The organism is Kitasatospora sp. NPDC101235, from assembly GCF_044767505.1.
In the GTDB taxonomy this organism is placed as follows: Bacteria; Actinomycetota; Actinomycetes; order Streptomycetales; family Streptomycetaceae; genus Kitasatospora.
In genome coordinates, this window is the sequence record NZ_JBIWNZ010000011.1 from 202,222 (window position 1) to 223,450 (window position 21,229).

21 protein-coding genes are annotated in these 21,229 nt (G+C 73.0%); 7 read left to right on the forward strand and 14 right to left on the reverse strand.

Annotated features, from left to right (window positions below):
• Positions 1 to 75 precede the first annotated feature (75 nt).
• Entirely contained in the window at positions 76 to 447 is a 372-nt protein-coding gene (locus ACIRRH_RS20360; protein WP_063349920.1) for a YbjQ family protein, read from the forward strand.
• Positions 448 to 572: 125 nt separating this feature from the next.
• Positions 573 to 1,727 carry an NAD(P)-binding domain-containing protein gene (locus ACIRRH_RS20365; RefSeq protein WP_403069013.1) on the forward strand — a complete coding sequence of 385 codons (1,155 nt, stop codon included), beginning with the start codon at positions 573 to 575 and terminating at the stop codon, positions 1,725 to 1,727.
• Positions 1,728 to 1,730: 3 nt separating this feature from the next.
• Here ACIRRH_RS20365 and paaE read toward each other — a convergent pair whose 3' ends face one another.
• The 8 genes from paaE to ACIRRH_RS20405 all read right to left on the reverse strand — a co-directional run bounded on the left by paaE (position 1,731) and on the right by ACIRRH_RS20405 (position 10,623).
• Positions 1,731 to 2,918, reverse strand: a complete 1,188-nt coding sequence (gene paaE / locus ACIRRH_RS20370) for a 1,2-phenylacetyl-CoA epoxidase subunit PaaE (RefSeq protein WP_403069016.1) — start codon at positions 2,916 to 2,918, stop codon at positions 1,731 to 1,733.
• Positions 2,919 to 3,488 (reverse strand): 1,2-phenylacetyl-CoA epoxidase subunit PaaD, encoded by a 570-nt coding sequence (gene paaD, locus ACIRRH_RS20375; protein WP_403069206.1) that lies wholly within the window; start codon positions 3,486 to 3,488, stop codon positions 2,919 to 2,921.
• Between the two features lie 23 nt (positions 3,489 to 3,511).
• Positions 3,512 to 4,426 carry a 1,2-phenylacetyl-CoA epoxidase subunit PaaC gene (gene paaC, locus ACIRRH_RS20380; protein ID WP_403069019.1) on the reverse strand — a complete coding sequence of 305 codons (915 nt, stop codon included), beginning with the start codon at positions 4,424 to 4,426 and terminating at the stop codon, positions 3,512 to 3,514.
• A gap of 13 nt (positions 4,427 to 4,439) precedes the next feature.
• A complete protein-coding gene (paaB, locus tag ACIRRH_RS20385) occupies positions 4,440 to 4,757 on the reverse strand; it encodes a 1,2-phenylacetyl-CoA epoxidase subunit PaaB (RefSeq protein WP_359825581.1) in 318 nt (105 codons plus the stop codon).
• A complete protein-coding gene (gene paaA / locus ACIRRH_RS20390) occupies positions 4,754 to 5,794 on the reverse strand; it encodes a 1,2-phenylacetyl-CoA epoxidase subunit PaaA (RefSeq protein WP_403069209.1) in 1,041 nt (346 codons plus the stop codon). Before paaA ends, paaB begins: the two co-directional genes overlap by 4 nt.
• A 354-nt stretch (positions 5,795 to 6,148) precedes the next feature.
• Positions 6,149 to 7,738 (reverse strand): M20 family metallopeptidase, encoded by a 1,590-nt coding sequence (locus tag ACIRRH_RS20395; protein WP_403069023.1) that lies wholly within the window; start codon positions 7,736 to 7,738, stop codon positions 6,149 to 6,151.
• A 798-nt stretch (positions 7,739 to 8,536) separates the two neighbouring features.
• Entirely contained in the window at positions 8,537 to 9,196 is a 660-nt protein-coding gene (locus ACIRRH_RS20400; RefSeq protein WP_403069025.1) for a response regulator, read from the reverse strand.
• On the reverse strand, positions 9,193 to 10,623 hold the full coding sequence (locus ACIRRH_RS20405; RefSeq protein WP_403069028.1) for a sensor histidine kinase: 1,431 nt from the start codon (positions 10,621 to 10,623) through the stop codon (positions 9,193 to 9,195). Before ACIRRH_RS20405 ends, ACIRRH_RS20400 begins: the two co-directional genes overlap by 4 nt.
• Before the next feature lie 235 nt (positions 10,624 to 10,858).
• Here ACIRRH_RS20405 and ACIRRH_RS20410 point away from each other — a divergent pair, with 235 nt between their 5' ends.
• From ACIRRH_RS20410 to ACIRRH_RS20430, 5 genes are all read left to right on the forward strand, one after another.
• Positions 10,859 to 11,764, forward strand: a complete 906-nt coding sequence (locus tag ACIRRH_RS20410; protein ID WP_403069030.1) for a class I SAM-dependent methyltransferase — start codon at positions 10,859 to 10,861, stop codon at positions 11,762 to 11,764.
• Between the two features lie 82 nt (positions 11,765 to 11,846).
• Positions 11,847 to 12,131: a (4Fe-4S)-binding protein gene (locus ACIRRH_RS20415; protein WP_403069212.1), complete on the forward strand. Its 285-nt coding sequence runs from the start codon at positions 11,847 to 11,849 to the stop codon at positions 12,129 to 12,131.
• Between the two features lie 185 nt (positions 12,132 to 12,316).
• Positions 12,317 to 13,252, forward strand: a complete 936-nt coding sequence (locus tag ACIRRH_RS20420) for an aldo/keto reductase (protein ID WP_403069214.1) — start codon at positions 12,317 to 12,319, stop codon at positions 13,250 to 13,252.
• 58 nt (positions 13,253 to 13,310) lie between these two features.
• Positions 13,311 to 13,898 (forward strand): TetR family transcriptional regulator, encoded by a 588-nt coding sequence (locus ACIRRH_RS20425; protein ID WP_403069033.1) that lies wholly within the window; start codon positions 13,311 to 13,313, stop codon positions 13,896 to 13,898.
• Between the two features lie 107 nt (positions 13,899 to 14,005).
• On the forward strand, positions 14,006 to 14,995 hold the full coding sequence (locus tag ACIRRH_RS20430; RefSeq protein ID WP_403069036.1) for an ADP-ribosylglycohydrolase family protein: 990 nt from the start codon (positions 14,006 to 14,008) through the stop codon (positions 14,993 to 14,995).
• On the opposite strand, the gene ACIRRH_RS20435 is transcribed toward ACIRRH_RS20430, so the two are convergent.
• From ACIRRH_RS20435 to ACIRRH_RS20460, 6 genes are all read right to left on the reverse strand, one after another.
• Complete coding sequence (locus tag ACIRRH_RS20435; RefSeq protein WP_403069038.1) at positions 14,962 to 15,225, reverse strand: GlsB/YeaQ/YmgE family stress response membrane protein; 264 nt, start codon at positions 15,223 to 15,225, stop codon at positions 14,962 to 14,964. The two genes, ACIRRH_RS20430 and ACIRRH_RS20435, sit on opposite strands and share 34 nt — an antisense overlap.
• A 206-nt stretch (positions 15,226 to 15,431) precedes the next feature.
• Complete coding sequence (locus ACIRRH_RS20440; protein ID WP_403069041.1) at positions 15,432 to 15,698, reverse strand: GlsB/YeaQ/YmgE family stress response membrane protein; 267 nt, start codon at positions 15,696 to 15,698, stop codon at positions 15,432 to 15,434.
• Positions 15,699 to 15,959: 261 nt separating this feature from the next.
• A complete protein-coding gene (locus ACIRRH_RS20445; RefSeq protein WP_403069044.1) occupies positions 15,960 to 17,516 on the reverse strand; it encodes an NCS1 family nucleobase:cation symporter-1 in 1,557 nt (518 codons plus the stop codon).
• A 140-nt stretch (positions 17,517 to 17,656) separates the two neighbouring features.
• Positions 17,657 to 18,670 carry a TIGR03842 family LLM class F420-dependent oxidoreductase gene (locus tag ACIRRH_RS20450; RefSeq protein ID WP_403069047.1) on the reverse strand — a complete coding sequence of 338 codons (1,014 nt, stop codon included), beginning with the start codon at positions 18,668 to 18,670 and terminating at the stop codon, positions 17,657 to 17,659.
• A 125-nt stretch (positions 18,671 to 18,795) separates the two neighbouring features.
• Positions 18,796 to 20,226, reverse strand: a complete 1,431-nt coding sequence (hydA, locus tag ACIRRH_RS20455; RefSeq protein WP_403069050.1) for a dihydropyrimidinase — start codon at positions 20,224 to 20,226, stop codon at positions 18,796 to 18,798.
• Positions 20,227 to 20,237: 11 nt separating this feature from the next.
• Positions 20,238 to 21,080 carry a nitrilase-related carbon-nitrogen hydrolase gene (locus ACIRRH_RS20460; protein ID WP_403069052.1) on the reverse strand — a complete coding sequence of 281 codons (843 nt, stop codon included), beginning with the start codon at positions 21,078 to 21,080 and terminating at the stop codon, positions 20,238 to 20,240.
• Between the last annotated feature and the right edge of the window lie 149 nt (positions 21,081 to 21,229).

Genomic DNA, 21,229 nt, shown 5'->3' on the forward strand with positions numbered 1-21,229 from the left:
TCCGGATGCCTTCTCGGCCACCACCCGGCCCCGCCTCGCTCACTCGGACGCAGGAACTTTGGCAGGATGCGTCCCATGGCAGACATCAACGAGTACGGCGGCGGGCAGGGCCCGAACGCCGACGTCCTGGTCGTGACCACCAACGACATCCCCGGTTTCCGCGTCGACCACGTGATCGGCGAGGTCTTCGGGCTGACCGTCCGCAGCCGCCACATAGGCAGCCAGATCGGCGCCGGTCTGAAGTCACTGATCGGTGGCGAGCTGCGCGGCCTGACGAAGACCCTGGTCGAGAGCCGCAACGAGGCGATGCAGCGCCTGATCGAGCAGACCAAGGCGCGCGGCGGCAACGCCGTCCTGATGATGCGCTTCGACGTCACGGAGGCGGCCGACGTCGGCACCGAGGTCTGCGCCTACGGCACCGCCGCGGTGATCTCCCCGGCCGCCTGACGCCCCTCCGGTCACGCGCCCCCGTTCACGTCCCACTGGCGGAACCCCGGCGGGAACAGCCTCCGGGGTTCCGATGTTTCACGGGCGTGACTGTTTACGGTGCAACGAACAGCGTTCCGCAACGCGTGGACGTCCTGGTGGTGGGCGCCGGGCAGGCGGGCCTGTCCGCCGCCTACCACCTGCGCCGCCGCGGCTTCGCCCCCTACCGGGTGGGCGTCGGCGGCGGCTTCGTCGTCCTCGACGCCAACGCCGCACCCGGCGGCGCCTGGGCGCACCGCTCGCCGTCCCTGCGGATGGCCACCGTGCACGGCGTCCACGACCTCCCCGACGCCGAACTCCCGCCGCCGGACCCCGAGGCCCCCGCGCGCGAGGTGGTGCCGGAGTACTTCGCGGCGTACGAGGCCCGGCACGCGCTCCCGGTCGTACGCCCGGTCACGGTGCGCACCGTCCGCGCCGAGTCCGGGAGCCCCGACTCCCGGCTGCTGGTCGAGACCGACCACGGCACCTGGTCCACCCGCGCGCTGATCAACGCCACCGGCACCTGGACGCGTCCCTTCCTCCCGCACTACCCGGGCCACTTCGCGGGCCGCCGGCTGCACTATGCCGAGTACCGCGGTCCCGAGGAGTTCGCGGGCAAGCGCGTGCTGGTGGTGGGCGGCGGCGCCTCGGCGATCCAGGTGCTGTCGGAGGTGGCGGCGGTCGGCGAGACGGTGTGGGTCACCCGCTCCGAACCCGTCTACCACGACGGGCCGTTCACCCCCGAGTACGGGCGTGCGGCGGTGGCCAAGGTCGAGGAGCGGGTCCGGCAGGGCCTTCCCGTGCGCAGCGTGGTGAGCGTGACCGGGCTCGGCCCGTCCGTCGCCTACCGGCGCGCCGAGGAGCTGGGCGCGCTGCACCGCCGGCCGATGTTCGACCACCTGACCGAGCACGGGGTCGCGTGGGGCGATGAGGAGCTGGCGGTGGACGCGATCGTCTGGGCGACCGGCTTCCGGCCCGAGGTCGGGCACCTCGCCCCGCTCGGGCTGCGCTCCCCCGGCGGCGGCATCGCGCTCACCGGCACCCGCGCCACCGCCGACCCCCGCGTCCACCTGGTCGGCTACGGCCCGTCCGCCAGCACCGTCGGCGCCAACCGGGCCGGACGCGCGGCCGTCAACGACCTGGTCAAGCTGCTCGGCGACCCGACGCCCGGGAGGCCGACGCCCGGGGAGCCGGCGCTCGGTGAACTCACGCCCGAACAACCGACGCCCGGGGACCCGGCGATGGAGCCCGCCGGCGTCTGAGGCTCAGCGGTCGTAGTCGACCGTCACCCGGTCGGTGAGCGGGCGGGCCTGGCAGGTGAGGACGTAGCCGGCGGCCAGCTCCTTCTCCTCCAGCGCGAAGTTGCGGCGCATCTCCACCTCGCCCTCGGTGACCAGGGCGCGGCAGGTGCCGCACACCCCGCCCTTGCAGGCGAACGGCAGGTCGGGGCGGGAGCGCTGGGCGCCGTCCAGGATCGAGCGGTCGCGCGGCAGGCAGAGCGTGCTGCCGCGGCCGTCGAGGACGACGGTGACCTCGCTCTGCGCGCCCGACGCGCCGTCGGACGAGCCGTCGGTCCGGTCCCAGTCCTCGTCGCGCTCCGGGAGCGGTTCGTCCTCGGCGTGGAACAGCTCCTGGTGCACCCGCTCGCCCGGCACGTCCAGTTCGGCGAGCAGGTCCTTCGCCCCGGCGACCATGCCGAACGGGCCGCACAGCCACCAGTGCCCGACGCTCCCGACGTCCACCAGCGCCGCCAGCAGCGCGCGCACCCGCTCCGGGTCCAGCCGGCCGCTGAGCAGCTCGGCGTCCCTGGTCTCCCGGGAGAGCACGTGGACCAGCTGGAAGCGGCCGAGGTAGCGGTCCTTCAGGTCGGCCAGCTCGTCCGCGAACATCACGGTGTCGCTGCGCCGGTTGCCGTAGAGCAGGGTGACGGTGGAGCTGCGGTCGGCGGCCAGCACGGAGGCGGCGATCGACAGCATCGGGGTGATGCCGGATCCGGCCGCGAGCAGCACGTGGTCGGCCGGGACGCCGAGCTCGGGAGTGAACAGGCCGGAGGGCGTCAGGACTTCCACCTCCTCGCCCGGCTTCGCCTCGCGCACCAGCCAGCGCGAGAACAGCCCGCCGGGCACCTCCCGCACGGCGATCCGCAGCGGCCCGCCGACCGGAGCGCAGATCGAGTACGAGCGGCGCTCGTCGGAACCGTCCACCAGCTTGCGCAGGGTCAGGGTCTGCCCGGGGCGGAAGGCGTACTTCTCCGCCAGGCCGTCCGGCACCGCGAAGGTCACCGCGACGGCGTCCTCGCAGAGCCGCTCGACCCGGTCGATCCTCAGCCGGTGGAAGGTCGGACGGCGGGCGGGGCGGACGCCGGGCGCCTCGATGTCGAGGGCGGATCCGGAGGTGGCCCCGGCATCGGAAGCGGGAGTGGCGGAGGCGGCAGCGGGGGAAGCGGCGGGCATTCAGATCTCCTTGACGCGTTCGAACGGCTCGCGGCAGGCCCGGCAGCGCCAGAGCGCCTTGCAGGCGGTGGAACCGAAGCGGGACAGCTCCTCCGTGTCGGCGTCACCGCAGTGCGGGCAGGGCACGGGGGACGCGGTCACGGCCGCGGTTCCGGCCCCGGTCGCGGTTCCGGTGCGGATCGGGCCGAGGGTGAGCGCCACCGGTCCGGCCGCGGCGGCGACGGTCGGGCGCGGTGGGGCGATGCCCGCCTCGGCGAGCTTGCGGCGGCCCTCGGCGGTGATCAGATCGGTGGACCACGGCGGGTCCAGCCGCAGCCGCACCCGAACGTCGGGGTACCCGGCCGCGCGCAGCCGGCGGTCCACGTCGGCGGCCATCTCGGCGACCGCGGGGCAGCCCGAGTAGGTCGGGGTCAGCCAGGCGGTCACGGTGCCGCTGCCGCCTTCCGCCTCGACCTCGGCCAGGACGCCCAGGTCGGCCAGGGTGAGCATGGGCAGCTCCGGGTCCGGGACGGCCGCGGCGACCGCCCAGGCCAGGTCGCGGGTCGTCGGGTCCGCCGTGCCCGTCACCATGTCGCCCGTAGCGACGTCGCCCGTCACCATGTCGCCCCCGGGTGGGCTCGGGCCACCACCTGGAGCTCGGCGAGCAGCGGGCCGAGCGCCTCGGTGTGCACGCCGTCCCGGCCGGCCCGGCCGAGGACGGTGGCCAGCGGCGGCACGTCCGGCACGGTCAGTCCGGCCTCGGCGAGGACGGCGGTGAGCGAGTGCAGCACCGGGTCGCGCAGGGTCGCGGGGTCGACGCCCGCCCGCAGCTCCACCGGGTGCGCCGTGAACAGTTCCTCCAGCAGCGGCCAGACGGCATCCAGCCCGGCCTGCATCCGCCCGGCGGAGTACGGCGTGCCGTCGCCGAGGCGCAGCGTCCAGGCGGTCGCGTACTCCCGGTGGTACGCCAGTTCCTTGACCCCCCGGGTGGCGACAGCGGCCAGCACCGGGTCGGGGTGAGCGCTCAGCGCCTCGTACAGGGCGCCGCGAGCGGTGGCGAACAGCAGCAGCCGCGCGATCGAGTACGCGAAGTCGCCGTTCGGCGTCTCCACCAGGCGGACGTTGCGGAACTCGTGCTCCTCGCGCCAGTACGCCAGGTCGTCCTCGGTACGGCCGGTACCGTCCGCCTGGCCGGCCCGGGTGAGCAGCAGCCGGGCCTGGCCGAGCAGGTCGAGGCCCAGGTTGGCGAGCGCAACCTCCTCCTCGAGTTCGGGTGCCCGGGTGCACCACTCGATCAGCCGCTGCGCGAGGACCAGGGCGTCGTCGCCCAGCATCTGGCAGTAGGCGGCGAGGTCGGTGCCGTCCAGACCGGCGGGCAGCGCGGTGTCCACGCCGAGCAGCGGGTCGGCGAAGCCCGTCCCGTACGCCCAGCGGCCCTCGCCCTCGGGGCCGGGGGCGGAGTCGGCGAGGCTGAGGTAGACGTGGTCGTCCTCACCGGCGCCGGTGGTGGAGGTGGTGTGGTCGTGCACGATGGCTCCCCCGTCAGATGTGCGGGACATCCTCGGGGATGTCGTAGAAGGTCGGGTGGCGATAGACCTTGTCGCCGCTGGGCTCGAAGAACGGGTCGCGCTCGTCCGGGGTGGAGGCGGTGATCGCGTCGGAGCGGACCACCCAGAGGCTCACGCCCTCGTTGCGGCGGGTGTACAGGTCACGGGCGGCGAGCAGGGCCATCCGGTCGTCGGCGGCGTGCAACGAGCCGACGTGGACGTGGTTCAGCCCGCGCCGGGGGCGCACGAACACCTCGTACAGCGGCCAGCCGGCCTTGGACCCGGCCGGGGAGCCAACCTGGGGGTCGGTCACTTTCCGTTCTCCTGTTCGGTGGCTTCGACGGCTTCGCTGCCTTCGGTGGCTTCGATGCCTTCGGTCGCTTCGGTGACTGTGGCGGCCTCGGCGGCGCGCTTGGCCGCGTAGGCGACGGCCGCCTCGCGGACCCAGGCACCGTCCTCGTGGGCGGCGCGGCGGCGTTCGATCCGCTGGGCGTTGCAGGGGCCCTGGCCGTGGATGACCCTGGTCAGCTCGGACCAGTCCGGCTCGCCGAAGTCCCAGCCACCGCGCTCCTCGTTCCAGCGCAGTTCGGGGTCCGGGAGGGTGACGCCCAGGTGCTCGGCCTGCGGGACGGTCATGTCGACGAAGCGCCGGCGCAGCTCGTCGTTGCTGTGCCGCTTGATCCGCCAGGCCATCGAGCGGGCGGTGTTCGGCGAGTCGGCGTCCGAGGGGCCGAACATCATCAGCGACGGCCACCACCAGCGGTCCACCGCGTCCTGGACCATCCGGCGCTGCGCCTCGGTGCCGCGCATCAGCGTCATCAGGAGCTCGTAGCCCTGGCGCTGGTGGAAGGACTCCTCCTTGCAGATCCGCACCATCGCGCGGGCGTACGGACCGTAGCTGCACCGGCAGAGCGGGACCTGGTTGCAGATCGCGGCGCCGTCGACCAGCCAGCCGATCACGCCGACGTCGGCGAAGGTGAGAGTCGGGTAGTTGAAGATCGAGGAGTACTTCTGCCGGCCGGAGATCAGCTTCTCGGTGAGCTCGGCACGGTCGACGCCGAGGGTCTCGGCGGCGGCGTAGAGGTAGAGGCCGTGGCCGGCCTCGTCCTGGGCCTTGGCGAGCAGGATGGCCTTGCGGCGCAGGGACGGGGCCCGGGTCAGCCAGTTGCCCTCGGGCTGCATGCCGATGATCTCGGAGTGGGCGTGCTGGGCGATCTGGCGGATCAGGGTGGCCCGGTAGGCGTCGGGCATCCAGTCCCTGGGCTCGATCCGCTGCTCGGCGGTGACGACCGCCTCGAACCGCTCCTCCGGCGTCTGCGCGGGGACCGCCTCGGCCACCTCTGCTGTCACCACGGTCCCCTCTCGTCTCCTGCCCGGTCGGTCGCCTCGACGCCAACCAACCGACTGACCGTTCGGTCGGTACCATTCTGCGCAGCGGGACGGAGGGATGGCAAGGTGCGAAACAGATAACAGCTGACAGATTTCAGAATCTGTCAGCTGTTATCTGTCGGCTGTTATCTGTTCGCTGTCGCCCGTCTGCAGTTGTCCGTCCGCTGTCGCCTGTTCGCGGCCGCACGTTCGTGGCCGCCTGCCGTCGGCTGCCGTCGGCTGCCGTCGGCTGCCGTCGGCTGCCGTCGGCTGCTGTTGCCGCTTGCTGACGGCTGCCGGCTGTCAGCCGTCGGCCGTCAGCGACTCACCGCGGGATCATCCCTCCGCGCGGTCGCGCAGTCTCGGCAGTGGCACGGCGAGCAGCGCCGCCAGCAGGGCGATCCGGGGGGCGATCTGGTCGAGCCGGATGTGCTCGTGCCGCGCATGGGCCCCGGCACCCACCGCACCGAAGCCGTCCAGGGTCGGCAGCCCGCGCGAGCCCGGCAGGTTGGTGTCCCCCGCCCCGCCCGCCGGGGCGCCGTCCAGCTGCTGCCCGAGCGCCGCGGCCAGCGAACGCACGTGCCGCAGCAACGGGTTGCCGGTCCGCTCCGGCCAGGCAGGACGGCTGGAGAGCACCTCCGTACGGACTCGGGCCCCCGGACGCAGCGCGGTGAGCCGGGCGAGGTTGTCGAGCGTACGGCGCTGCGCCTCGGCGGTGGAGAAGCGCAGCCCCAGCTCGGCCTCGGCCCGGCCGGCGACCACGTTGGCACGCGAACCACCACTGATCCGGCCGGCGTTGAGCTCGGTACCGGGCTGGCCTGCGAGGTCGCGCACCAGCACGAGCTGGTCCACCAGCTCGTCGACCGCGGACACCCCGTCGTGGGCGTCATTGCCCGCGTGCGCCTCGCGGCCGGTCACAGTGAGCCTCACCCGGGTGCTGCCGCGCCGCGCGGTCTTCAACCGACCGTCAGGGTGCGGCGGTTCGAGCCCCAGTACCGCTGCGGCCCCACGAAGCTGGCGCTCGACCAGGCGCCGCCCGTCCGGGCTGCCCACCTCCTCATCGGAGACGACGACCATGCGGACGGTCCGGTGCGGGCGCTCGCCCAGGTCCGCAAGCAGCGCCAACGCGCCCTCCAGGATGGCGAGTCCACCCTTCATGTCGACCACGCCTGGACCGGTGAGCCGGCCGCCCTCCTCGGTCACCGGCCAGTCCGCGAGGGTACCGACCGGCCAGACGGTGTCGTGGTGCCCGACGATCAGCAGGTGCGGCAGGGACTCGTCCCGGCCCTCCCACTCCAGCACGAGGTGGTCACCGGCCGGTGCGGGTTCGCGCCGCGCCGTGGCACCGGTGGCCCGGAAGCCGGCGGCCAACTCCTCGGCGAGGGCGTCGAGTCGGGGAGCATCTCCGCTCGGTGACTCGATCCGCGCCAGGTCGGCGCAGCGGCGCCGGACGGCTCCGGCAAGGGTGCGGGCACGGGTGCTGAACGCCTGCGGCGCACCCGGCAGCGCCGTGGTGACGGTGGCGGTCCCAGGGGCGGCGGTCCCAGGGGTGCCGGCGGCGGCCGATCCTGTCGCGGGCTTCGCGACAGCGGGCTTCGCCACCGCCGTCTTCGCGACGACGGTTTTGGTGAGGACGGACTTCGTGAGAGCGGACTTGGCGGCTGCGGTCTTCGCGACGGCCGTCCTGGCCACGGCGGTCTTCGCGGCACCGGCCGCGGCTGCGGCGGCCTGAACCGAGGCAGCCGGAACCATAGTTGCCGGGTCCGCAGCGGCAGTTGCCGTGCCGGCTGCGGTGGTCGTGGCGGCTGCGGCGAGGACCTCGCTGTCGGTGGCGGCCGGGACGGCGACCGGGACGGCGACCGGGGTCCCGTCGGGTTCCGCTGCGGCGCCCGGCACGGCCGGCGACCCGACGGTCTGGGGACTCAACGCTCGCCTCCGCGGCCGCCGCCGGTATTCAGCGGCCTTACCGGCCGACCACTCCCGCCCGGGTACCAGGCCCGGCCGGACCCCGCCGGCCGGCCGGCATGATGAGCGGCCCACCGAATCGGCCCGTCTGGCCCAAGTACGGTGGAACGGTTGGGCGGCGTGCTTGGCATGTGCGTCCTCCTCGCTCGATCCGGTGGCCCCGGTCCGCCCGGAGCCCCGTGGACGGCGGCCTCCTGGCGGCGGGCGCAGTGGCCGGACCGCCGCAGGGAAGCCGAGATGTGAGCCTAGAAGAACCGTTCGGTTTCCTGCGAGGTGGCCCTGCTCCCAGCGTGCCGGTACCGGGCCCCGCTTCGGAGGCCGCCCGTCCACGATCGGCGCGGGCGCTCGGCGCGCGGGCCTGGATCGGCGCGCGGGCGCGGTCGCCGGATCGCGCCCATCTCCACCATGGACCCGCCGCCCGAGTTCGGCAGCGCAAACGGCCAAGGCACGGCATTTCCACGCCGGATGGGTGACAGCCGCTCAGCATGCGGTACGAACCGGGGGCACGCGGCGGCTCAGGGAAGCCCGCTCCGACGCTCGCTCCGACTCCGGGGGAAAATACGGGGAACGCCCGCATGAACACCGGCCGATGCCGTGCCCCGACGTACCCCACCGAGCCCCGACGTGCCTCGGCCGCCACCCCCGGGGCACGACCGGGCGGTACCCGGGAACAGCGGGAGGACGCTCGGGCACGGACGGGCACGGACGGTCGGAACCCCCGTGCCCGGTCCGGGCACAGCCGGCCTCGGCCAGCCGTCCTCAGCCACCGTCGCCCACCAGCCCGGCATCCCGTGCGAGCAGCGCCGCCTGGACCCGGTTGCCGACCGCGAGCCCGGTCAAGATCCGGCTGACGTGCGCCTTGACGGTGCTCTCGCGCATCCCGAGCACGCCCGCGATCTCGGCGTTGGAGAGCCCGTCGGCGAGTTCGCGCAGCACGTCGGTCTCCCGCGGAGTGAGCCCGGCGACCCGGTTGCGGGCGGCCACCGACCGGGGCGCCCCGACCCGGTGGTAGCGGTCGATCAGCCGCCGCGCGGCCGCCGGGTGCAGCATCCCCTGACCACCCGCGACGACGTGGACGGCCCGGGCGATCTCCGCGGGCGGGGTGTCCTTCAGCAGAAAGCCGTCCGCCCCGGCCGCGAGCACTTGGTACACGTACTCGTCCAGGTCGAAGGTGGTGAGGGCGATGACCCGCGGGCCGCCGGGGAGTTCACGCAGCCGCCGAGTGGCGGCGATCCCGTCGAGCCGCGGCATCCGGATGTCCATCAGCACGACGTCGATCCGCCGGCTGCCGGCGAGTTCGACGGCCTGCAGCCCGTCGGCGGCCTCGGCGACCACGGTGAGTGCCGGGTCCTGGGTCAGGAGATCGACCAGGCCGAGGCGCACCAGCGCATCGTCGTCGACCACCATTGTTCGGATCATGCGGCGCCCTTCGGCTGCGTCGGTTCCTGTTTCGGTTCCTGCTCAGGCTCCTGCTTCGGTTCCTGCTTCGGTTGTTTCGATGGCGCCGGCTGTTGCACCCCTTGCGCCCCTTGCCCCCCTTCCTGCGACTGCCGCGCCCCTCGTCTCCCCTGATCCGGCCGCGGCAGCGCTCGCCCCGGCTGTGCAGCCGGACCGTCGCCACCGGCAGGAGCCGGGTCGGGCACCGCCTGCGGCCGGCGGTCCGGCGCGGGTAACCGGGCGGAGAGCCGGAAGCCGCCGCTGCCGTCCGGGCCGGCGTCGAGGTGGCCGCCGAGGGCTCCGACCCGTTCGGTCAGCCCCACCAACCCGTACCCGCCGCCGGTACCCGGCCCGTCCGGCAGCGCCTCGCCCGGGCCGTTGCGGACCTCGACCGTCGTCGCCGGCGCCCCGTAGCCGACACGGACGGCGACGGGCGCGGCATGCGCGTACTTGCGGGCGTTGGTCAGTGCCTCCTGAACCAGCCGGTGCACGGCCAGCCGGTGGGTGGTCGGGACGGTCTCCGGGTCTCCGGAGAGGGCGAGTTCGACCCGCTGACCGGCCTGGGTCGCCTCGCCGACGAGTTCGGTCAGGTCGCGCAGGGCGGGCGCCGGGACGCGCCCGGCGTCGGCCGGAACGGACGGCTCGCCTCCCGTGGCGGGCGGAGCCGGTGGGTCCGCCCGCAGTGCGCCCAGGACGTCGCGCAGGTCGTCGAGCGAGCGGGCGGCGGTGGTGCGCAGCAGTTCGAGACGGTGGGTGAGCCGGTCGGGGTCGGCGGCGACGGTACCGGCCCTGGCCTGGTCGCGCAGCACCCCGGCGTGCAGCACCAGGAGGCTGAGCCGATGGGCCAGCACGTCGTGCATCTCCCGGGCGATCCGGGCACGTTCGGCGGCCCGGGCCTGTTCGGCACGCAGCTCCCGCTCGCGGCGCAGCACGTCGACCTGCTCGTGCAGGGTGCGGATCAGCACCCGTCTGCCGTGCAGCCACAGGCCGACCGCCAGCATGGCGGCCTGGACCAGGAGTTGGGACCCGGTGGTGCCGGCCCAGCCGACCAGCGAATCCGCACCCGTCGCGCTGACCACCGCGATGGCCGCGCCACCCGCCATCGCCGGGCCGCTCCGGCCGAGGTAGGCGAGGTGGAAGACGCTGAACAGGCCGGGAAAGGCCCGGTTGAACAGCCCGCCGGTGAGCACCGGCAGCACGGCCGAGGCCACCGGGTAGCGACGGGCGAAGACGAGCGACAGCGAGGCGAGCGCGGCCACGACCGTACGGGGCAGGCGCAACGGGCCGTCGGAGTGCGCCCACTGGACCAGGGCCTCCTCGGTGGTGAGGCCGAGCAGACCGAGCAGCAGCAACGTGTCGGTCCCGGCCCGGTGGTCCGGCCCGTACCAGCCGAGCACACTTCTGCGCATGACGTTCCTCCTTTCCCTTTCCTCTTCCCTCGTTCCGAGGGCCTTCCGCACGTCCGGCGTTCGGCATGTCCGGCCTTTCGTACCTCCGGCGTTCGGCATGTCGGGCTCGATGCTAGGGGCGCTCAGCCGCGCAACGCCTCTGTCTTCCGGGTAACCGCACCCTCGACTTTCGTCGGGGGTCAGCGTCGCTGACCGGCCGATTCGCGGCTCCTCCACCCTGCCTAGCGTCGACGGCATGACCAACGAGCGACTCCACCACCGTCCCGAATCCCTTTCCCCCCGGTACAGTTCGCCCACCGGCGGGGACCACCTGCTGTTCCTCGCCGAGGCGCTGCGCACCTTCCACGACACCGGCGCGCTGGCCCCGAGCGGCCCGGAGCTGGTGAACGCGCTGGTGGTGCCGGTCACCAGCCGCCCGAACCGTCCGATCTCGGTGCTGGAGGTCGGCGCCGGCACCGGCGTGGTGACCCGTCGGCTGGCCCAAGTGCTGCGACCGGGCGACCGGTTGCACGTCGTCGAGGCCAACCCGCGGTTCGCCGACCGGCTGCGGGAGGACCCGGTACTGGCCGCGCGCCGCCCCGGTGTCGGGCTGCGACTGTCGGCCTGCCGGGTCGAGGAGCTTCCGGAATGCCACCCGCCGACGCCGGAGGGGGCCTGGACGGACGAGTTCCCGGAACGGTACGACGTGATCGTGTCCGGGCTGCCGTTCACCAACTTCGAGCCCGCGCAGGTGCGCGACATCCTCGACCTCTACCTGCGACTGCTGGTGCCCGGCGGGGAGCTGACGTACTTCGGGTACCTCGGCACGACGACGGCGCGCACCCTCACCTCGGGCCCCCGCCGGGGCGCCCGCCACCGGGCGGTGGTGCGGCTGCTGCGACGGTTCGAGGAGGCGTACGGTCTCGGCGAGCGCACGGCGTGGCGCAATGTGCCGCCCGCCCGCGCCTACCTGCTGCGGTCGCCAGGCGGACGCGAGGCCTGGGGGTCGGCCGGGAGCCCGGCCGTCGAGCCGGCGGACACGGCGACGGCGGCCGACGCGGCGAAGGCGAGGGACCGGGACGCGGCCGGGGCCATAAGCACGAGGGGCACGAAGACCACCTCGGCCGAATCGATGAGCGGGGCGGCCCCGGTCGCTCGATGATGGACCGGGGCCGGGCCCGGACAACGAGAAGGGCCGGGGCGGGGACAAGGACGGCGGCGGGCGGACGCATCAGGGCGCGGGCATCGCGGTCACCCTCGATGCGGACGTCTGCCGCCACACCGCCGAGTGCGTGCACGGCCTGCCGACGGTGTTCGTCACCGAGCGGCGCCCGTGGATCAGCCCGGACGCGTCGGCGCCCGAGGCGGACGCCGACGGCGAGGTGCGCGAGACCCCACGGGCGATGCTGTGCGGCTGCGGGCTCAGCGGCGGCAGCCGCACAGCGACTGGTCTGGTGCCTGCGGGGCCGGCTGACCCGGAGCCGCCAACCCGAACAAATGACAATCGACAGATTTCAACTTTCAGATAACAGACGACAGCGAACAGATTTTGAAATCTGTTCGCTGTCGTGCCATAGTGGCACCCGGGTCACCCTGCCCCCGGTTCCCGGCACCGCACCCGCCCCCTGGAGCACCCGTGTCCACGAACACCCGCCCCGCCCGGCGCACCCTCGGCACCACCGGGCTGGTCACCTCGGCCCTCGGCCTCGGCTGCATGGGCATGTCCGACCTGTACGGCCCGGCCGACGAGGCCGAGAGCATCGCCACCATCCACACCGCGCTCGACGCCGGGATCGCCCTGCTCGACACCGGCGACTTCTACGGCATGGGCCACAACGAGCTGCTGATCCACGAGGCGCTGCGCGGCCGCGATCGCGACCGCGTGCAGATCAGCGTGAAGTTCGGCGCCCAGCGCACCCCCGACGGCCAGTGGCTCGGCTACGACGCGAGCCCCGCCGCCACCAAGAACGCGCTCTCCTACACCCTGCGCCGCCTGCGCACCGACCACATCGACGTCTACCGCCCGGCCCGCCTGGATCCGAACGTTCCGATCGAGGAGACCGTCGGCGCCATCGCCGACCTGGTGCAGGCCGGCTACGTCCGCCACATCGGACTCTCCGAGGTCGGCGCCGACACTCTGCGCCGGGCCGCCGCCGTCCACCCGATCAGCGACCTCCAGATCGAGTACTCGCTGCTCTCCCGCTCGATCGAGGCCACCGTCCTGCCCACCGCCCGCGAGCTCGGCATCGGCATCACCGCGTACGGGGTGCTCTCCCGCGGCCTGCTCAGCGGCCACTGGGACCGGGACCGCGCCCTCGGCGGCACCGACTTCCGCAGCCACAGCCCGCGCTTCCAGGGCGAGAACCTGGCCCACAACCTGGCGCTGGTCGAGGCCCTGCGCGAGATCGCCACGGCAAGGGGTGCGACCGTCGCCCAGGTCGCCATCGCCTGGGTGGCCTCGCGCGGGCAGGACGTCGTCCCGCTGGTCGGCGCCCGCCGCCGGGACCGGCCGAGCGAGGCCCTCGGCGCACTCGACGTCGCTCTCACCAGCGCCGACCTCGCCGCCATCGAGGCCGCCGTACCCGCCGGCTCCGCCGCCGGTGACCGGTACGCTGCCGCACAGATGGCCCACCTGGACAGCGAGCGCTGACCGCTCCGGCACCATCGCCGCACGACCCGACCGCACGACCCTAAGGACGGACCTCCCCGTGACCACGGACAGCACACTCACCGCCGAGCAGATCCTGATCGCGGCGGAGGACGTCCTCCGGCGGTTCGGCCCGGCCAAGGCCACCGTCGTGGACGTCGCCCGCATCCTCGGTGTCAGCCACAGCAGCGTCTACCGCCACTTCCCCAGCAAGGCCGCGCTGCGCGAGGCGGTCACCCAGCGCTGGCTCGACCAGGCCCATCACGAGCTGGCAACCATCTCCAACGAGGGCGGCCCCGCCTCCGAGCGGCTGCACCGCTGGCTGACGACGCTGTTCACGGCCAAGCGGAAGAAGGCGCTGGACGACCCGGAGCTGTTCGCCACCTACATGGTGCTGGTCGAGGAGAACAGCGGCCTGGTGGACACCCATGTCGGCACCCTGGTCGACCAGATCGCGCAGATCGTCGAGGAAGGCATGGAGGACAAGGAGTTCAAGCTCGCCCACATCCGCAACACCGCCCGCGCCGTCTTCGACGCCACCGGCCCCTTCCACGATCCGGCCTACGCGTCCACCTGGTCCGCCCCCGGGGCCGACGACCGGTTCGAGGCCGTCTGGAAGCTCGTCCTCGGCGGCCTGAAGGTGAAGTGACGGTCAGTCAGTTTCTGGCGGGTTGGCGGTCGGGAGGAAATCCGCTCGCCGGAGCCTCGCCCGTCCGGCAGACTGCCGCGCACAGTTGATCTCACCTGGAGGATGACATGTGTGCGGCCGGCCCGGTCCTGGAGAGCCTGGAGGGACTCGCCCTCGGCGACGCCTTCGGCGACCGGTGGTTCTCGGTCCCGCCGGACGAGGCACCCGCCGCACTGGCCGCCCGGCTGGTCCGGCCCGCGCCCTGGCACTGGACCGATGACACCGCCATGGCACTCGTACTGGTCCGTCACCTGCACAGTGCGGGAGAGGTCCGACCGGACGCGCTCGCCCGGGAGTTCGCCGCCGAGTACGCCCGCGAGTACGGGCGCAAGTACGGCCCGTCGATGCACCGGGTGCTGCGCGGGATCGGCGCGGGTGGGGACTGGCGCGCCATCACCGCGGGCCAGTTCGAGGGCCAGGGCTCGTACGGGAACGGCGCCGCGATGCGGGTCGCCCCGCTGGGGGCCTGGTTCGCCGAGGACCTCGACACGGTGGTCCGGCAGGCCGAACTGCAGGCGCTCACCACCCACTTCCACCCGGAGGCGATCGCCGGGGCGGTGGCGGTCGCGCTCGCGGCGGCGCTGGCGGTCCGGAGCCGAGGCGGAAACCCGCCCGGCCGGGCCGAGTTGCTGACCGAGATCGCCGAACGCCTGCCGGACAGCGAGGTCCGCTCCGGGCTGCGGATCGCCGCCCGGCTGCCGGAGCACACCAGTGTCCGGCACGCCGCCAGCGTGCTCGGCTCGGGAGCGCTGATCTCCGCCCCGGACACCGTGCCGTTCGCCCTCTGGTCCGCGGCCGGGCACCTGGACTCGCTGTCCGAGACCATCTGGCAGACCCTGGAGGGCTGGGGCGACATGGACACCACCTGCGCCATCGCCGCCGGCGTGGTCGCCGCCAGGACCGGGCTCGCGGACGTGCCGCCCGGCTGGGTCGACGCGCGCGAGCAACTCCCGCTCCGGGTCGCCGGGGTGCCCCGGACCGACGACCGGCAACCGCGAACTCCGGGCGGTCCAGCGCCCGGCGGTCAGCGCCGTGCGATGAAGCGGAGCACCCGGTAGGCGAGGAGCAGGACCATCGCGCCGCCGATCGCCGACACCCAGGTCGTGACGTCGAGCAAGCCCACCTTCACCGTCCCGTGCATCCAGTGCAGAACGATCCAGGTGCCGATGTAGGAGCCGGTGATGCCGATCAGGGTGCTGCTGATCAGACCGCGCTCACCCCTCGACATCGCCATCCTGGCCAGGGTCCCCGACACCAGGCCCAGCACGATCCACGCCATCCAGCTCATCCGCCGCCCCTTGCGTCATCGGTGTGACGACCCCGCCGAGCCCCCGGGTCCGACCGGAAGGACGTACGAGGACCCCGCACCGTTCCAGCACCCGGCAGGACCGCGTCGAACCGGCCACCCGGGCGCTGCCGCTCCGGGCGGCGGACCCGCCTGCGGCGCGGTCCCGCCGCCCGCCCGGGGCTCCGGGGCCGCGGTGGACTCGCCTGTCAGCGGCGCGAGTTGCCGAACAGCAGACGGTAGACGATCAGCAGCACCAGGGCGCCGCCGATCGCCGACACCCAGGTCGCCGCTTCGAAGAAGTGCGCGGTGACCGAGCGGTGCAGGAAGTGCGAAGCGATCCAGCCGCCGACGAAGGACCCGGCGATGCCGATCAGAGTGGTCACGATCAGGCCGCCCGGGTCCTTCCCCGGCAGCAGCAGCTTGGCCAGCCCACCCGCCAGCAGGCCCAGCACGATCCACGCGACGATGCTCATCGGTCAGCCCCTCCCGTCCGAGGCGCGACGGGCCCCGCCCCGTCCGCTCTGCCCGCGAAGACGCCACCGCCCCGCCCTCCGGTTCCGCACCCGGTTCACCCGACTCCGCCACCTGGCGAACCGGCCACCGAGGGCGGTGCGGCAAAGGCCCTCACCGCCGTCGAACGGGCGGCGGCAGCGGCCGGGCGACGAGCAACAGGCGACGACGAACAGCGAACAGCTGACAGATTTCGAAATCTGTCAGCTGTTCGCCGTCATCCGTCAGTCCTCCCCCTCCTCCGCAGCGCCCCTCCCGAACACCCCGCTCAGCCCCAGGTACACCACGGCCGCCGCCGTCAGCCCGACGGCCCAGCCGTAGTCGGCGAGCGGCTTGAGGACGGGGATCAGGCCGTCCGCCGGGAACGGGCCCTGCTTCGCGCCGTTGACGTCGAGGGTGGAGTACGAGCCGCCGACGGCCAGCACGCCACCCACCAGCAGCGCCGCGACGGCCCGCCAGTTCCAGCCCGCCGCGTACCAGTACGCCCCTCCCGGCCGGTACAGCTCGGCGAGCCGGAGGCGGGTGCGCCGCAGCACCCAGTAGTCCGCGATCAGCACTCCGCCCACCGTGCCGAGCAGGCCGCCGACCACGCCCAGCCAGGTGAAGATGTACACGTGCGGGTCGGAGATCAGCCGCCACGGGAAGATCACGATCCCGACCACCCCCGTGACCAGCGCCCCGGTGCGGAAGGTGACGAGGCGCGGCAACAGGTTGGCGAGGTCGTAGGCGGGCGAGACGACGTTGGCGGCGATGTTCACCGACAGCGTCGCGACCAGCACGGTCAGCAGCGCGAACAGGATGCCGACCGGGTTCTCCATCCTGGCCGCCAGCTGGATCGGGTCCCACACCGGCACCCCGTAGACCGCTTCGGAGCCCGAGGTGACCAGCACGGACAGGAACGCGAAGAGCGTCATCGTGGTCGGCAGGCCGAGCGCCTGCCCTCGGATCTGGGCCCGCTGGCTGCCGCCGAAGCGGGTGAAGTCGGGGATGTTCAGCGAGAGCGTGGACCAGAACCCGATCATGCCCATCAGTGCCGGAAAGAAGACCTTCCAGAAGCCGCCGCCCCACCCCAGCCTGGAGGGCTGGTCGAGCAGCGGCCCGAACCCGCCCGCCTTGACGGTGATCCACGCCAGCAGCGCGAGCGCACCGACGATGACGAACGGCGCCGCCCAGTTCTCGAACCGTCGCAGCGCCTCCATCCCCCGCGCGATGACGGCCATCTCGATCAGCCAGAACAGCAGGAACGAGAGCCACTGCGTCCACGGGTAGCCGCCGAACTCCCCTGCCGTGCGCCAGGATTCGCCGAACAGCTTGCCCGCCAGCAGGAAGATGCCCTCGCCGCCGATCCAGGTCTGGATGCCGAACCAGGCGCAGGCCACCGCCGCCCTCAGCAGGGCGGGCAGGTTGGCGCCGCGCAGCCCGAAGGCGGCGCGGGCGAATACCGGGAACGGGATGCCGTACTTGGTGCCGGCGTGACCGGTGAGCAGCATCGGAACCAGCACGACGAGGTTGGCGAGCGCGATGGTCAGCACCGCCTGCTTCCAGTCCATGCCGAGCGCGACCAGGCCCGAAGCCAGGGTCCAGGAGGGGATGTTGTGGGCCATGCCGACCCAGAGCGCGAGGAAGTTGTACGTGGTCCAGGTGCGCCGCGCCACCGGGACCGGCCGCAGGTCGTCGCTGGTGAAGCCGTTGGGGGGCAGCTCCCCGGTGACCGGGTCGAGTTCGACCCGGCCGTCGGGGTGATGCCACTGTCTGCCGCCGCTGGTCTCGGTGTCGGTCATGAACAACTCCCGTCCACCGCGGGCGAATCCGCGGCTCGGCTCAGATGGGGTTCACAGTCGGGTCCACGGGCAGGTTCTCAGGCTGGTTCACGATCGATGGAACAGTCGGGACGCCCCGCGCCGGGCGCCCCGGGTGGGCGTCACAGGTGCGGGATGACGTGCGTCCCGTACGCGTCGATGGTGGTCTCGATGGCGTCGTGCATGGCGTAGACGGCGAACTGGTCGACGCCGAGCGAGCGGAGCTCCGCCAACCGGGCCCGCTGCAGCTCCGCCGGGCCGATCAGGCAGAAGCGGTCGACGATCTCGTCCGGGACGAAGGCGGTGTCCGGGTTCCCGGCCCGGCCGTGGTGGCTGTAGTCGTAGCCCTGGCGGCCCTTGATGTAGTCGGTGAGCGCCTCCGGCACCAGGTCGGAGTGCTCGCCGTAGTGGCTGACCAGATCGGCCACGTGGTTGCCGACCATCCCGCCGAACCAGCGGCACTGCTCCCGGGCGTGGGCGAGCGCCTCGGGCGAGTCGTCGGCGGTGACGTAGGCCGGGGCGGCGACGCAGATGGTGAGCGAGTCCGGATCCCGGCCGGCCTCCACGGCGGCGGCCCGCACCGCCTTGATCATGAACTCGGTGAGGTACGGGTCGGCCAGCTGGAGGATGAAGCCGTCGGCCTGGCGCCCTGTCAGATTCAGTGCCTTCGGCCCGTACGCCCCCATCCAGATCGGCAGGGACGCGCCGGCTCGGACCCACGGCAGGTGCATCTCGGTGCCGTCCACCTCGGCGGTGCGCCCCTCGGCCAACTCCTTGATGGCGTGCATGGCTTCGGAGAGGCGGGCGAGGGTGGCGGGGCGCCGCCCGGCGACCCGCATGGCGGAGTCACCGCGGCCGATCCCGCAGACGGTCCGGTTGCCGTACATGTCGTTGAGCGTGGCGAACAGGGAGGCGGTCACCTCCCAGGTGCGGGTGGAGGGGTTGGTGACCATCGGGCCGACGGTCATCCGCTCGGTCTCGGCGAGGATCCGGCTGTGGATGACGAAGGGCTCCTGCCACAGCACGCAGGAGTCGAAGGTCCAGCCGTGGGTGAACCCGGCCTGCTCGGCGCGGATCATCCGGTCGATGACCAGGCGGGCGGGCGGGTCGGTCTGAAGGACGAGGCCGATGTCCATGAGGGTCTCCAGGCAGAGGGGTCGGCCCGCCGCCCGGTCCGCCGGCCGGATCGGTCCGGCCGGCGGGCAGGCGGGCAGCGAAGGGCGGATGTCGAAAAGCGCGGGATGGCCGGTAGCGGAGGGGCTCAGACCAGGTACTGGCAGGTGTCCCGGCGCAGGAAGGTGCCGTGGCCGACCCGGCCGAGCCAGTTCCCGTCGTCCAGCACGACGGTGCCGCGGGACAGCACCGTCCGTGCCCGGCCGGTGAGTCGGCGGCCCTCGTAGGCCGAGTAGTCCACGTTCATGTGGTGGCTCGCGGCGGAGACGGTCTGCACCGCGGCAGGGTCGTAGACCACCAGGTCGGCGTCGGCGCCCGGGGCGATGGTGCCCTTGCGCGGGTGCAGGCCGAACATCCGGGCCGGGGTGGTGCAGGCGATCTCGACCCAGCGGCGCCGGCTGATGTGCCCGTCCACCACGGCCTGGTGGAGCAGGTCCATCCGGTTCTCCACGCCGGGAAGGCCGTTGGGGATCTTCGAGAAGTCGCCCCGGCCCAGCTCCTTCTGGCCGACGAAGCAGAACGGGCAGTGGTCGGTGGAGACCACCTGGAGGTCGTTGGTGCGCAGCCCGCGCCAGAGTGCCTCCTGGTGCTCGCGGGGCCGAAGCGGCGTGCTGCACACGTACTTGGCGCCCTCGAAGCCGTCGGCGCCCTCCTCGGCGAGGTTGTCGGTGGAGAGGAAGAGGTACTGGGGGCAGGTCTCGCCGAAGACGTTGAGGCCGGTGTCCCGGGCCCGGGCGAGTTCGGCGAGCGCGGCGGCGGCGGAGACGTGCACCACGTAGAGCGGGCTGCCGGCCACCTGGGCGAGCTTGATCGCCCGGTGGGTGGCCTCGGCCTCCAGCAGTTCGCGGCGGACCTCGCCGTGGTGGCGGGGGGCGGTCTTCCCGGCCGCCAGGGCCTGTTCGACCAGGACGTCGATGGCGATGCCGTTCTCCGCGTGCATCATGATCAGCCCGCCGTTGACGGCGCCGCGCTGCATGGCGCGCAGGATGCGGCCGTCGTCGCTGTAGAAGACGCCGGGGTAGGCCATGAAGAGCTTGAAGGAGGTGGACTCGCCGGAGTCGACGAGCGTGTCCATCTCCTTGAGGACGGCGTCGTTGACGTCGGAGACGATGGTATGGAAGGCGTAGTCGATCGCGCAGTTGCCCTCGGCCTTGGCGTGCCAGGTGTCCAGGCCCTCGCGCAGCGAGCCGCCGACCGGCTGGACGGCGAAGTCCACGATGGTGGTGGTGCCGCCCCAGGCTGCGGCCCGGGTGCCGGTCTCGAAGGTGTCGGAGGCGGCGGTGCCGCCGAACGGCAGCTCCATGTGGGTGTGGGCGTCGACGCCGCCCGGGATGACGTAGTGGCCGGTGGCGTCGATGACGGTGTCGGCGGTCCAGGCCTCGGCGGCGGAGCTGCCGGTGGCGGCGAGGGCGGCGATGCGCTCGCCCTCGACCAGGACGTCGGCGTGGAGTTCCTCGGTGGCGGTGATGACGAGGCCGCCGCGGACGACGGTGCGCCGGTGCGGGTCGCGGGTGGTCATCGTGCTGCTCCTCACGCCTCGGCGAGCGTTCCGTAGGCGTCGGGCCGGCGGTCGCGGTAGAACGCCCACTGCTGGCGGACCTGTTCGATGAGGCCGAGGTCGAGGTCGCGGACGACGAGTTCCTCCTCCTTGTCGGAGGCGACGTCGCCGACGAACTGGCCGCGCGGGTCCACGAAGTAGGAGGTGCCGTAGAAGTCGTTGTCGCCGTACTCCTCGGTGCCGACGCGGTTGATCGCGGCGACGAAGTACTCGTTGGCGACGGCGGCGGCGGGCTGTTCGAGCTGCCAGAGGTAGGCGGACAGGCCGCGGCTGGTGGCGGAGGGGTTGTAGACGATCTGCGCGCCGGCCAGGCCCAGGGCACGCCAGCCCTCGGGGAAGTGGCGGTCGTAGCAGATGTACACGCCGACCTTGCCGACGGCGGTGTCGAACACGGGCCAGCCGAGGTTGCCGGGCTTGAAGTAGTACTTCTCCCAGAAGCCCTTGACCTGCGGGATGTGGTGCTTGCGGTACTTGCCGAGGTAGCTGCCGTCGGCGTCGATGACGGCGGCGGTGTTGTAGTAGACGCCGGTCTGCTCCTCCTCGTAGACCGGGACGACCATCACCAGCCCGAGTTCGCGGGCGAGGTCCTGCATCCGGCGCACGGTCGGGCCGTCGGGGACGGCTTCGGCCCAGCGGTAGTGCTCGGCCTCCTGGACCTGACAGAAGTACGGGGAGTTGAAGACCTCCTGGAATCCGATGATCTTCGCGCCCTGGGCGGCGGCCTCCCGGGCGTACCGCTCATGGAGCGCGATCATGCTCTCCTGGTCACCGGTCCAGCGGGTCTGGACGAGCGCGGCACGGACGATCTGCGACATGGGTACCTCCGCAACTCCGCGGTCCGACCGTGCGGTCGGACCCGCGGTCTGAGGGTTGACGGGGCGGGTCTCGCCTGCGGGTCCGCTCGGGGAACCGCAGGGTCTACGTGCGTAGAAAGCGATCTGTAGACGGTAGGCCTGGCCTCGGT

Coding starts and splice junctions, on each gene's coding strand:
- ACIRRH_RS20360 (WP_063349920.1), top strand. CDS start 76: ATGGCAGACATCAACGAGTACGGCGGCGGGCAGGGCCCGAACGCCGAC.
- paaE (WP_403069016.1), bottom strand. CDS start 2,918: ATGCCCGCCGCTTCCCCCGCTGCCGCCTCCGCCACTCCCGCTTCCGAT.
- paaD (WP_403069206.1), bottom strand. CDS start 3,488: ATGGTGACGGGCACGGCGGACCCGACGACCCGCGACCTGGCCTGGGCG.
- ACIRRH_RS20400 (WP_403069025.1), bottom strand. CDS start 9,196: ATGATCCGAACAATGGTGGTCGACGACGATGCGCTGGTGCGCCTCGGC.
- ACIRRH_RS20405 (WP_403069028.1), bottom strand. CDS start 10,623: ATGCGCAGAAGTGTGCTCGGCTGGTACGGGCCGGACCACCGGGCCGGG.
- ACIRRH_RS20410 (WP_403069030.1), top strand. CDS start 10,859: ATGACCAACGAGCGACTCCACCACCGTCCCGAATCCCTTTCCCCCCGG.
- ACIRRH_RS20420 (WP_403069214.1), top strand. CDS start 12,317: ATGGGCATGTCCGACCTGTACGGCCCGGCCGACGAGGCCGAGAGCATC.
- ACIRRH_RS20430 (WP_403069036.1), top strand. CDS start 14,006: ATGTGTGCGGCCGGCCCGGTCCTGGAGAGCCTGGAGGGACTCGCCCTC.
- ACIRRH_RS20435 (WP_403069038.1), bottom strand. CDS start 15,225: ATGAGCTGGATGGCGTGGATCGTGCTGGGCCTGGTGTCGGGGACCCTG.
- ACIRRH_RS20440 (WP_403069041.1), bottom strand. CDS start 15,698: ATGAGCATCGTCGCGTGGATCGTGCTGGGCCTGCTGGCGGGTGGGCTG.
- ACIRRH_RS20445 (WP_403069044.1), bottom strand. CDS start 17,516: ATGACCGACACCGAGACCAGCGGCGGCAGACAGTGGCATCACCCCGAC.
- ACIRRH_RS20450 (WP_403069047.1), bottom strand. CDS start 18,670: ATGGACATCGGCCTCGTCCTTCAGACCGACCCGCCCGCCCGCCTGGTC.
- hydA (WP_403069050.1), bottom strand. CDS start 20,226: ATGACCACCCGCGACCCGCACCGGCGCACCGTCGTCCGCGGCGGCCTC.
- ACIRRH_RS20460 (WP_403069052.1), bottom strand. CDS start 21,080: ATGTCGCAGATCGTCCGTGCCGCGCTCGTCCAGACCCGCTGGACCGGT.